Origin of the sequence: Chitinophaga niabensis (genome assembly GCF_900129465.1) — a bacterium.
GTDB classification, from domain to species: Bacteria; Bacteroidota; Bacteroidia; order Chitinophagales; family Chitinophagaceae; genus Chitinophaga; species Chitinophaga niabensis.
Genome location: NZ_FSRA01000001.1, coordinates 2,307,479 through 2,319,679 on the forward strand (window position 1 = coordinate 2,307,479; position 12,201 = coordinate 2,319,679).

At 35.0% G+C, this 12,201-nt stretch carries 12 protein-coding genes and 1 tRNA gene; 1 reads left to right on the forward strand and 12 read right to left on the reverse strand.

Annotation, left to right across the window (positions count from 1 at the left end):
• Window positions 1–4: 4 nt before the first annotated feature.
• The 5 genes from BUR42_RS08895 to BUR42_RS08920 all read right to left on the reverse strand — a co-directional run bounded on the left by BUR42_RS08895 (window position 5) and on the right by BUR42_RS08920 (window position 4,042).
• Window positions 5–997 carry a nucleoside hydrolase gene (locus BUR42_RS08895; RefSeq protein WP_084185471.1) on the reverse strand — a complete coding sequence of 331 codons (993 nt, stop codon included), beginning with the start codon at window positions 995–997 and terminating at the stop codon, window positions 5–7.
• A gap of 415 nt (window positions 998–1,412) precedes the next feature.
• Complete coding sequence (locus tag BUR42_RS08905) at window positions 1,413–1,628, reverse strand: hypothetical protein (protein ID WP_074238895.1); 216 nt, start codon at window positions 1,626–1,628, stop codon at window positions 1,413–1,415.
• An 11-nt stretch (window positions 1,629–1,639) separates the two neighbouring features.
• Window positions 1,640–2,161: a hypothetical protein gene (locus tag BUR42_RS08910; RefSeq protein WP_074238896.1), complete on the reverse strand. Its 522-nt coding sequence runs from the start codon at window positions 2,159–2,161 to the stop codon at window positions 1,640–1,642.
• 116 nt (window positions 2,162–2,277) lie between these two features.
• The gene (locus BUR42_RS08915; RefSeq protein WP_074238897.1) at window positions 2,278–2,979 is read right to left on the reverse strand and encodes a hypothetical protein; all 702 of its coding nucleotides are present in this window, start codon (window positions 2,977–2,979) and stop codon (window positions 2,278–2,280) included.
• A gap of 79 nt (window positions 2,980–3,058) precedes the next feature.
• Window positions 3,059–4,042 (reverse strand): DUF3871 family protein, encoded by a 984-nt coding sequence (locus tag BUR42_RS08920; protein ID WP_074238898.1) that lies wholly within the window; start codon window positions 4,040–4,042, stop codon window positions 3,059–3,061.
• A 363-nt stretch (window positions 4,043–4,405) separates the two neighbouring features.
• Here BUR42_RS08920 and BUR42_RS08930 point away from each other — a divergent pair, with 363 nt between their 5' ends.
• Window positions 4,406–5,143 carry a hypothetical protein gene (locus BUR42_RS08930; protein ID WP_074238900.1) on the forward strand — a complete coding sequence of 246 codons (738 nt, stop codon included), beginning with the start codon at window positions 4,406–4,408 and terminating at the stop codon, window positions 5,141–5,143.
• A gap of 68 nt (window positions 5,144–5,211) precedes the next feature.
• Here BUR42_RS08930 and BUR42_RS08935 read toward each other — a convergent pair whose 3' ends face one another.
• The 7 genes from BUR42_RS08935 to BUR42_RS08965 form a co-directional block, all read right to left on the reverse strand.
• Window positions 5,212–5,550, reverse strand: coding sequence for a hypothetical protein (locus BUR42_RS08935; protein ID WP_074238901.1), 339 nt, complete (start codon window positions 5,548–5,550; stop codon window positions 5,212–5,214).
• 152 nt (window positions 5,551–5,702) lie between these two features.
• Entirely contained in the window at window positions 5,703–6,545 is an 843-nt protein-coding gene (locus BUR42_RS08940; RefSeq protein WP_074238902.1) for a hypothetical protein, read from the reverse strand.
• A gap of 273 nt (window positions 6,546–6,818) precedes the next feature.
• Window positions 6,819–7,478: an Asp23/Gls24 family envelope stress response protein gene (locus BUR42_RS08945; RefSeq protein ID WP_074238903.1), complete on the reverse strand. Its 660-nt coding sequence runs from the start codon at window positions 7,476–7,478 to the stop codon at window positions 6,819–6,821.
• A gap of 63 nt (window positions 7,479–7,541) precedes the next feature.
• On the reverse strand, window positions 7,542–8,726 hold the full coding sequence (locus tag BUR42_RS08950) for an AlbA family DNA-binding domain-containing protein (RefSeq protein WP_074238904.1): 1,185 nt from the start codon (window positions 8,724–8,726) through the stop codon (window positions 7,542–7,544).
• Window positions 8,727–8,794: 68 nt separating this feature from the next.
• Entirely contained in the window at window positions 8,795–10,360 is a 1,566-nt protein-coding gene (locus BUR42_RS08955; protein WP_074238905.1) for a hypothetical protein, read from the reverse strand.
• Between the two features lie 406 nt (window positions 10,361–10,766).
• Window positions 10,767–11,987: a tyrosine-type recombinase/integrase gene (locus tag BUR42_RS08960; RefSeq protein WP_074238906.1), complete on the reverse strand. Its 1,221-nt coding sequence runs from the start codon at window positions 11,985–11,987 to the stop codon at window positions 10,767–10,769.
• Between the two features lie 115 nt (window positions 11,988–12,102).
• Window positions 12,103–12,176 (reverse strand) — tRNA-Pro (locus BUR42_RS08965).
• Window positions 12,177–12,201: the final 25 nt, after the last annotated feature.

The window sequence follows — 12,201 nt, forward strand, 5'->3', positions numbered from 1 at the left end:
GATTCTATTTCTCCTTTTTTTGCATCACCATCAGTAAATCGAACTTTTCAGCTATCACTTTGGGATCAATACCTTCTGCGAACTCACTGACGAGATAATGCCGCTCATCGTTTGGTGCTAAACGCCACAAGTTCGTTCCGTTTTCGAAAATATGGTTATAGCCATGTTCTTCCAGTTTGAAATAAGGCAAGTGCCCTCTGACGGCCACATAAACGGCAATGATGTCCGCGCTGTGGTGCCAGTTCCTTTTCCATCCCTCAAGGAATAATTTATACGCATGAGCCATTGGGGTGTGCTTATATTTTTCATTGAAAAAAATCTTTCCCGTAGGTACACTGTCTGCAAAAGCTCCCCCTCCGGTGAAATATATGCAGGTGGGCCATGCTGCGGCAACATGCTGGGTGGAGCGCGGATCGGTCTTGAAATTACCCCAGGGTCTCGGATCCTGATCAGCCGGGTATCTGCCGCCCATACATACCAGGTGCTTCACTTTCTTCTTAACCAGGTCAATGCCTTTTAATTGGCTAAATTGATCTGCCTCTGAGTCCAGCAGTTTGGAAAGATTGGTGAGGTCGCCCACTGTTACCACAACCACGCTTGAATCCGGTTGCGATGATAATATCTTCCGGTATAACGTTGTCGCCTCTGGCATATCCTCTCCCAGTTTAACATCTGGCTTAAAGTCCCCGCAAATCCTGCGTGCATATCTGGATTTATTATACACGCCGAACCGCTGCACGGCGCCGATAGGAATATCCGGTCTGCCATAATAGGTATTGATAACATCCACTACTCCCGGCGACCATGGGTTGAGGCTGGAGACCATAACGGCCAGGATTTCCGCTTCTCCGAGGCTGGCAAAACCGTGGAGCATCGCCAGGGCTCCTACGTCATCCACATCGGAATCCATGTCTGTATCGAAAATAATTTTTACGCGCTGCGCTAAAGTAAGATGGCATAGCATCAGGCAAAGGATCAATAGTACTATGTTTTTCATATGTGGCTGTATCGTTTTTCAGTTTACGTGGCACTTTCATAAAACAGACGCGCAACGAGTTATTTGGGACCTATCGCTGGGAAAAAATCATTGAGTGGGAATGCGCTGTGATAAGGAAAGCATTGTATTCCGGTTTTGCAGATGCTGCACTGTTTTTTGAAGAAGAGGAAATTTTCAGGCAGCCCTGGCCTCAAAATTAAAAAGGCCACCCGATTTCTCAGATGACCTTAAAGCTTGTCGGGACGACTAGATTCGAACTAGCGACCTCTTGCACCCCATGCAAAGCTGGTTACAAAGCCAAATCCTATCTAATCGTCTAATTATCAGTCAATTGAATAAAATTCAATAATAATTCTCCTGTTTCGCTAAAAGGTACTAACCCAATTTGACCCCAAAATAATATTATTCCCTGATTTTATCGATTCCTATGTTTGTTTATACAATCAGTGATCTCATCTACCAAGTGTTCTGCCATTTCTAAAAACACTGCTCTTTCTGCATTGGATAATTTTGATTTTTTAAAGAAAGACAATTTCCTGTAAAAGGTAGCTTCTGAATATCCACATTCTATAGAAACCATTTCCCTAAAAGACTTTCCAGAATTTGAAAAAAGCTGGTGAATATCTTTCATAAATATGATGTTTAATAGTTATGCAATTCCTCAAAAACTTCTAAAAGGGTAGCCTCCCTGGACTGATATTCACCTAAAAAACTGGTTATACCCCAGAAATTGCAGCCAAATTCTCTAAAAACCACTTCTCCTAAAGAGATCAATTCATCTCCTAACCAATGAGGGATTAATAACCACTGATAGACATACCTATAGCTACTTCTAGCATCTTCCAATAATTTAAGGTCATTCTCAATTTGCAATTTCCTTTGCAAGAAAGCATTAAGGAACAAATCTTCCAGTTTCAGTATAACCTTCCTATTGATTTCAGCTAACTCTTTTTCCAACTCTTTCTGCTTTTCAGCAATTATAGCTTCTGTACCAAAAATCTCTTCATCAGATAATCTAACTCTGTATTCTTCCCTGTTATAGATGGAATGGAAGTATTTCATATCCTTATCTGCATACAGGGTTATATTTACAAGGTGTGTTTGATCCTGTAAAATGGATTTATTCAGGAACTCCAGAAATTGAATAATTATTTTCTCCTCCATGTCTGTTTTATTAGGGCGAAATGAAAAGGGGGCAATTACGCCCCCCCTGAACTTATAAAAACTAAAAAAGCCTCCTGAACATCTATCAGGAGGCTTAATATTTAAAGATTGATTCCTTATTTCTCTTTCAAAGCTTGCAGACTTTCAATTAATTCTTGCGTTGCACTGCCCACAAAATCTTCCCAGAAAGGCTGTTCTACAACTTGGTATGGCTGAACATCCTTCTTGCTTGAATAAGGAAATTTAGGCCCCCTTTTGCCTATAACAACTTCACATCCATCAGAGCAGTAAACTTTATTAAAATTGTAACTACCTGCAAATTCATTTTCTCCAATAAGAACTACCTTAAAGGCTACTGAAACTCCTTTAACTGAAATACTCTTCCCCTCACTGAAAACACCTTCTTTCCCACTGTTAGTATAATACTTATTGGTTCTATAAACTACATTTTTGTCAAGCTTAGTCAATTCAAGAATTAAATCAGTATCAGTTTGCTTCTTTATTTGAGAATAATCTATCTTCTCCCCTGACTTCTTTACAATCTCACTAAAAAGGGCTCTATCCCTGACAATATAGCCAGCCTTCAGAAATTCCTTCTCAATTATATTATAAATAAAATCATTATTGTCCTTCTGTGTTGTATTGTCCTTAGTATCAGGTACTCTTAATACTACTTTAGGAATCTTGTTTTCTTTCAAAAAGGTTTCAAGTTTCTTTGTAGTCACCACTTCTGGCTTGGGGGAAAACTTAATGAACTTTTGAGTTGAACATGCAGAGAGAAGAACTATTCCAATAGATAATAGGTAAGCTGCTTTCATTTTGGTGATTTTGGGTGATTAAACTTTTACAATGTGAGCAAATATACATTAACTCATCTAAGATTAATCATTATATCTATCACTTTATAAACCAACTTGTTTGTGTGCCATCCATTGCATTTTTTATTTCATCAACAAACATGAAAGCATTCATTGATCTGTCCAGGAAAGTATCTATATAAGAACTTTTGTTAGCACCTGTGAATAGGTTATACATCTTCCAAAGATTAATATTCCCTGCTTCATTCCTGCAAAAACTTTCATCTTTGAAATAGTCCTTGCAGATAGCACTGATCTGGTTATCCCCAAAGAGCAAAGGAGATATACCTGCTTTTATATGTGCTGGCAAATAGTTGTACAGCTTGCATCTCCCAATCAATTGAACAAACCGCCTTTCTGATAAGTTATAATTTGTAAAATCTTTCATTCTTTTAATGTGCAGGGATGCATTATACTGCTGGATTAGTGAGTATATAGCATTTTTAAGTTGTTCAAGACTTTTGACCCTTAGATCTGCTTTATAGCCATCACTCCAAACACACAGATTTGTGCAGACCAAGTTTTTGAAGCCTATGAAAACCTTAAATGTTTCATCAGAGCCTTTCTTGCTGTTCAGATTATCCAGGGAATAAGACTTTACACCTCCAATGGTTAGAGATAGGGTATTGCCATCAATTGTATCTGAAATAGTAGGAACTTCTATGACAAAAGCCATCCTTTCATAATAAAGGGTCTTTTCATGCTCTAAAAGGTCTTTAGCAGCTTTATTTTTAGCTTCTGGCACTCTGCCTTTAATTGGATGGCTTAATCTAATAGAGGGGCTTAAAATAGTTTCCCTATTAAAAATATCTCCTGTAACCTGTGCTGCTATATCCATAAAGTCACAATGAGAAATTAATGGCTCATTATCCTTCGCAAAACAAGGGATTGTATGATAATTCCTTATTTCAGTTAAGGTGAATTCCTCAGTATTGGCTTGTAGAAAGGGCTTGGATGTGGAAACTTCTTCAAAATCAATGTAGGAATGATTTCCAAACTTATTTATAAGAGAAACTTCATTCATAAAATAAATTATATGATTTGAAATGGAGATGATAAATAGGTTAAAACTGCATTAGAATTTGAAAGTGCCAATGGAAGTAGGGTTTTCCATTAATGACGTAAATTATTATGTCTTGAAGATTTGTATTTACTTCTTCCACAATCATTCTAGTATCTGGTGGAATATCATCCAACTTTGCAATGGTGATAACTCCAAAAGGACAAAACAAACTTTTCAATTCCCCCTTCTTATTTACGACCAGAATGCTACAAGCATAATTAAATAGTGGTTTCTTGTTAAAGTCCATAATTATTAATTAAATTCATAAAATATATTTAGCCAGTTTAAGCGAGACACTTAGTCTTTCACTTATTATTAAAGAGTATGCAAATTAACAGCAAAGCGCTTCCCCTAGCACATGCTAAAGAAGTAGAGGATTTTATTAAGCAATTCAGATCTATTCAGAAAAGCTATAGTGATTTCACTATTATATCTGAACCAGAGAAATTTATTTTTGAGGTAAAGGATAGGGACGAAACATCAGGCTACTATTTTAGAATAAGCATGCCTGTTAAAGATCCTTCTAAAAGTGGCAACTACATCTATACTATTACATTATATCCATCTAACACCAACTCTCTCAAAGAAAGTCAAATAACACCTGACAGAATGGGGGCAATAGAATACTTCCACAAGTGGATAAACATAATAGAAGAGCATAATAAAATATCATTTACTGAGGAAAATCAGTTTGAAAAACAATATGAAAAGGAATTTTTTGATGATTTTCAAATTATAGATGAAGATGCAGATTCAATGGCTTTTGATTTACCCAGGCAATTAGCTATTGATAATTTCTTAAATAGTGTTCAGGTTATCTTAGAAAGCAATAGAGAAAAGTACGATACTTCTGCTTTAATAGAAGAAACTAAAGAAATAAGGAGTGAAATTACTTCCTCAACAAAGAAAGGAACCATTAAAAGAATAAGTAAACTATTCTCAAAAATACGAATCAAAAAGTTTGGTCTTGAATTATTAAAGGATATTTTTAAAGATGGCGCGAAAGAAGTACTAAAAATCGCTTTTGAAGCTGCTATAAGATACGTTAGCAATCCTTCTTAATATAGATAAAAGCAGACTCTCATTAATGAGTAATCTACTTTCTAACATTTTTAGTTATCCATTATTTCTCAAACTTGGTTTGGACTGTAAACTGTTTGTTTGTGTACCAAAACCTCTGGCTGATATGAATAAGTATGCGCTAAAGTAATTACTTCCCCAGTAGAAGGCACTGTATATTCATATACTGGACATTCCACCCTTTCTATTGTTCCTCTAAGCTGTTTTCCAATAAAGGAAGTGGCTTCTTCTTTAGTAAAAGTTGATGGGATATAGCATTTCTTAGCAGTCAGAAAGAAATTGCCTGTAGTTTGTGATTGAACCATCTCTACATCACCCTGTAATTGAAAAGCTATAAAAGTTTTCCCCTCCCTAGTTGTCCTTTGAACTGCATTGATAATAGTTACCATAAAGAATGATTTAACGATTTAAGTGATAGGATTAAAGGATCAGGTTCTACAATCCACATAGGGGGTACACCTGATCGCAAAGGAAGGAAGGGTGGGATGAAATGAGTAGGGTTCTTTAGGAACGCATATATAATATAGGCATTAGACGTAGTCTATACTAAATTTACTTGAATGCCATTATTTTCAATTGTAGGGTCAAAGTTTTGTCTTATAATATCTATAAAGAAATCAATTCTAGTGCTTATAAGCAGAGATTTATTTGCTATATATTCACGATTAATTCCTATTAACCTAGCAGTATGTAGATCAGATTTATCTTGCGATTCAACTAACCATAGTCCTCCACCACTCATTCCATAGGGGTTAGGCCCTCTTTTCTTTTTCCCAGTATTTGTAAAGCTTGACACTTTGCCAATCGAGTAGTTCACTGCGAAATGGTGGTCTTCATTATAACCTGGGATGTTAATATCACTTTTAGATAATCTTGTTACTAACGAGTACCCTGGATTTGAAATAAATACAGAACTTGATATTATCTCTTTCTTGGTATACGAAGATGGATATCCAATACACATGCACAAACTATTCTCTGTTTTTATATGGCCTGTTTTAATATGCCCCATTTCAAAGAACATATATTTTCTTTGAATAAAATCAATTGTACTATCGTTTAGTTTTATTACAGCAATATCATAATGGTCTTGTTTTCTGTTTCCCCAAAAATGAGGATTCGTTTGGCAAATCTTCCCTCCAATCGTTGAAACTTCACCATTCATAAGAAAGAATGGGCCTATCTCCCCCTTCAAGTCACACAATACATGGGCACATGAAAGAAGGTAGTGATTACCATTATGTCTAAGCAGCAATCCAGAACCCCATGGGATGAGAATTTTTGTATTCTTTTTATAAATAAAAAGTTCACAGGTAGCAGTTAGTATAATTTCTGAAAAATGCTTTGTTATACTTTTTAAACTTTCAATTTTCTCATCATTCATTTTACAGCACTATTGAGGAAACAATTAAAATGAAATTAATGCTATTATATATATTATGGAAATAGGGTTTTGTTTTTTCATCTATAGGCTTATATCTCTGGTAAAGAGCATGGCTAATAGATGCTGATGAACTGTTTAAGTTCTGATTATCAGCTTCTATCCAATTCTACAAGTCAATTATCTGTATCTGCTGTATAAAGACAAATGTTTTCGAGTAGACCTTGAGTAAACATAGGCCTCTTAACTCCAATTTCAGCCATGATAATTATCATTTTAATGTCTGTCAAACCAAATTAAATCTCTTTCATATTGAGGCATTCTATTATTATACACATCACTATATTCAATTATAAGTTTATACCTACCAAGAGTCCTTCTTAATGTTGTTCTATCTTCTTCAAATTTCAAAAGATAACTTTCTTCTAAGTCATGAATTGAATATTTTAACAACTCATACTTCTCTTGAGGAGATAAGACTACATTATTCAGATTCCCTGTGTAGTTATCAAACATTGTAGCTATTCCTGATAAACAATTAAATATGCCATCCTTAATTTCTCCAGAATCTCTATCTTCCAAATAATAGTTATTTATGATCAAGGGGCCAATACCTTTATTCTGCATAAATAATTTAATTTTATCCTCTCCATCAAAATAGCCTACATGCATTAATGGCCTTTGCTTTTGTTGATCAAGAATAATATTTGACTGATTTCTCTGATCAGCAATTGTTCCAAGAAGTAAAGTAATTAATACTCCAGCTAAGGCAATAAGAGGCATAAAAGTTCCATTTAGATATTCACCTAAATTTGCCCAATCTTCAATATCGTCTGACAGCTGGTTATTACCAAATTTTACATAGAAAACAAAAAAGGGGAGGATTAGTAAAACTAGACCAACCAGGAATATAATAAATCTCCAAAAATTGCTCATAAGTAAGGGTTAAATACATTAGTGATTAAAATAAACTTATACAGAAACTGTTTGTATTAAAGGTCATATTTTTTGAAGAATATCAGAAGGGCACATTTCATATCCAGCACTTTGCCATATTACATGAAACATAGAAGCTATTGCCTTCTTAAAATCTTGCTCAAAAGACTGAATAACTATAACAGGAAACTGAATATTGGGAGTTCTAAAGCTTTTTCTTTGCCTGTAACTTCCAGAAAAAGGCACTCCCTCTAAATTATTCAGAGCCAAAGAGATACAAAAAGGGCCTTCAACTTCTATTGTAGAAAAATAAACAAATGCTTTCTTTAACTGTTCTAGCAAACAACTAGCTAATAGTTCTCCAGACAAGCTATAGTAACCACTTCCATCTTGGCTAAAAACACCTGTAGTGAAAATTTCAATAGAACCATCTCTAAAGATTAAATTATAAGAATAAAGGTCATTATATGGATGAGAATGAATAATAAACCCCTCAAAACAATGATTATAATTATATCCTTCTGACATAATAGGAGACAGCATCTGAATCATATCATTTTGTGCAGTACTTGGCAAGAATTCTAAAGTAGAATTACCCATGTTTGACAATGGAATAATATGTATTAAAATTCCTGGCACTAAACCAATATTATCCCAGAAATGATTATTGCGAACTTCATTTATCCTAGAATAAATAAATTCTTTCGCTTTTTCTCTTATTTCCATATTTTTAATAAAAAGGCTATATAATTCATGAGTGCCAAGTAAATATTTCCCAGCATTTCCTCTTCTATAGAATTTACTAGATTTTCTGAAACTCACCCTTGTAGGTAATGATAGATTTTTAGGAATAGATATTGCAAATACTTTACATCCATTAACTACCAATAGTTCACTAAAGGCTAAATGGTTCAGTTGAGGATCTGTACTATTTCTGACAATTTCCTCAATTTTATTTTTCTCATTGTCATAATTATCTATAAGAACTCCATTTTCAGAAGGTAATTTAGGGATTCCTGTATTCTGATTATTCTCATTCTTTTCATCCTCTAGACCAAAAATAATTATCCCCCCTTCTGTATTGTGAAAAGCAGTTATATCAGCTAAAAACTCTGATTTTTCACCATCATCTTTTAGCTTAAAATCCCTTTTATAATCTAGAGTTAGAGATTCAGGAATCTGATCGTCTATTAACGACAAAATATCTGCATTTAAAAGTTCAGTAACCTTCTTCCCTCTTAATAACATATTTATAATTTATAAACTAACAATACCTTATACACAATATTTACTAAATATACCTATATAAATAATAATTACATTATCTTTCCTAAATACCACCCCAACCCTGTATAGTTAAGCATTTCAGCCATATTCCCATAATTCATTCTTAAAATTTCCCTTAGTAACACTCCCTTCCCCCAGTATTCCCTTTTCATACTTGGCTTTAAACCAATACACTTTTCCAGTTCCTCAATGGCTACCTTTTCTACCAGATCTACATGGGTAAGAGTAGTTACTACTGAATCATGGATTGTCCAGAATGGAACATTGGGATGTTCTTTGGCTATTCTCAAACCAATCCTTTTTAAAAAGATGTAACTTTCTATCTGCTGCAATAATATTGGCAGATTCTCTTTCTGGGCTGATTTAATCAATTTAAAACAATTATAGACTGTTGGGTATGTTTCCTTAAATAACCTCTTATATCCAGCCTCCTTTTGGCCTAAAAACCTATTGTCTGTGAATAGCACCATGAACATCAAAGGTTTCAATTCTTTTTGTATATCTAACTTATCTCCTGTTTTCTCCAAAATATTCTTTTGGAATTTTTCATAAAACCTTCCACTGGATACAGCATCTATAAATTCTTTAAGATCAGCTGGAATGCTTGATAATAAAGGGGTTGATGTACTTTTAAGAAACTTAATGAAATATTTATGTTTATGTGTTGTAGGAAATATGGTAGTTATAGGGAGGTATAGGTTAGATATCGATAAGTTAGGATTTTTGTTTTCCCAAAATTCAGGATTGAATAAGATTGTGCTTAAATATGGCTGTGAATTTGACAGATCTATAGCAACCAAACTTTCACCTTTGTAACTTAATGCATGCCTAATTTCCTTCTTGCTATAGGTTAACACAGAATGAAGCCTATGAACGTTATCATCTGTATGTGGGTCTAAATCTCCATTCTTTACCCTGTAGATATTTCTCACCATATTGGCATTCTGATTAAATGGGTGCTTTACCCTACCTGTTTTATGATCAGTATCCCATCTACTTTTATCTGCTTTCTTATATTTAAACACCTTCTCTGCATATTCATTTGCCAATTTATCATCAATCTCCAATCCACCATCCTCATACCATTTGTAAACCCCTTTAGTATAAGCCTTATCATAGGGAGGTATAGCAAAAAGCTGCTTTTTACCTATTGTTTTTATCTCCCTTGTTTTGCCTATATTCCTATTGCCTCTTTTTATGATCTTGTTTTTCCTATTAGCTATTAGTTTTTTTTGAAGGGTAAAATCAGTAATTTCAGTTGGGATAACACTTGTCTGGTATTGCTCTGTAAACCTATATCCCTTTGATTTTTCATCGACTACATACTGATTATCACACTCTATAATTCCTTCATCAAGCAATAGCTTAATGTAATCCAGATAATTGCTACCAAGGATGTTCTTTAAAATGGTTGCATTTATAGGGATAAAGCCATTCTTCAATTCAATATCCTTGTTATTAGCAGGGATTTCTGTTATTACATTTAATAAGTAAAGCAGCTTATCCTTTTTAAATGGTTTGATGGACATTTCCCCTTTATCCACCAAACCATTAATATTTATATTATTAGGTACAAATAGTACAGTGTTTGCCATTTAGTCACGCTTTAAGTATAACAAGGCTATCAAACGTTAATCCAATAGGGCAATTAGTGACGTATTTGGGGGAAATAAGGTACAGGATGGTTGGTTGGTCTGACAAATTTGCATTATTACAGTGGGGTAGTCATACTTTACAACTAACTGACAGCCTACCTCGTACACAAAATGCTAAATACACGCTACATTTTTAATGAGAACCAAGTAAGCAACAGCACAACAAAGCCTATAACCACTTCAATTATAGTATCCTTTAAGCGCCTGGGATAATTATTACAGTTAGACCACGAAAGGATTACTCCACCAATTATCCAGCATAATAATAGAATTAAAGGAAGCGAAAGTATAAGGCTGGAAATATCACTCATTGAATAATTTTTTAAATATTAGAACCACCAAACTGTTAGTTCCTGCTCAAATTGATTGCAGGAAGGCTAACAGCAGGCTTATTTACACTGACATAATTCCTCATAGCTGTCTCTATAGTACTATGCCCCATTAAATAGGCAACATCAGTAACAGGCATACCTTGTTGCACTGCTCTTGTTCCAAAACAATGTCTAGCCACATACAAGTCCTTATCTCCAATACCCAGCTTTATCATTACAGGCTTAAATATTCTCCTTTGCAGCATTCTATCATCGATTGATAGACCATAAGGTGATAAGAATACAAAGTCATCAGGTGCCTTCATTTCCATCTGGGGTATAAGAAGTAGTCTCAGGTCATCACTCATGGGTAAATATCTAGTATTCCCCATCTTGGTATCCTTCCTGATCCTTGCAGCATGATTAGCCCCTTTTATAGTACGAGCAAAAGCCTCTGAAATTTCAATCTGCCCTTTCTCAAGGTCAATGTGCCTCACCCTTAGCCCTATAGCTTCTGCATTCCTTACACCAGTATGAAATATGAATAGAAGGAAAGGATAGTAGTAAGAGTGTTTAAACCTGGATGCAGGAGGACAATATGTATCATTCCTTATAGCTTTTAAAAAGCTGGAAATCTCCTTTTCAGAGATAGGCTCTCTTCTGGCAGTTTTCTTCTTATTCTTATCCTTTTTCCTACATACATCAGCTAAATAGTTTTGCGTAATAATCCCATTAGTCAGAAGCCAGATAAAGAAGGTTTTCAGATAGTGTAATCTTCTGTTATAAGTAGTAACAGCCCAATCTTCTGCATTCAGCTTTTCTGCTATAAGTTCGATTGGTACATCTACCCATTTTTCCAGCACCTTCCTTGTATATAGATAGTCAATGGAATTTTCCACATCAATATTCCTGATGTTATTACCCCAAACATTAAATTTTGCTGCCAGTTCGTGAAGAAAGAGAAGATGTACAGGCCCTGCAATAACTGCTGGTAATTCTTCTAAGGTTTTGACCTTTGCTGGCTTAATTGTTACAGGAGGTTTGTACTTTTCTAATGAAGGATCAAAGTACCCTTTCATTATATCAAGCTTGATTTCTGCTGCTTTTACTGTAGCATAGTGGATATTTTCTGGGGTATAAGAATAAGGCAGGTTTAACTGATGCCTTTGCTTATTATGCCTCCATCGTAATCTTATCCTACCCAAATGGTTATCTATGCTTATCTCTCCTTTAGGAGTCCTTTTTCCATAACCCATTTATACCCCAAATTGAAGGTGAAGGGGCCAGATTGGGTTATTTCTTAATTGAAGAAGGAAGAAGTGACAAGACACAAAAAAAGGCCATACCATTTCTGATACAGCCTAAAGCTTGTCGGGACGACTAGATTCGAACTAGCGACCTCTTGCACCCCATGCAAGCGCGCTACCGGGCTGCGCTACGTCCCGAAAACCGGTACCCGTTCTATTTGAC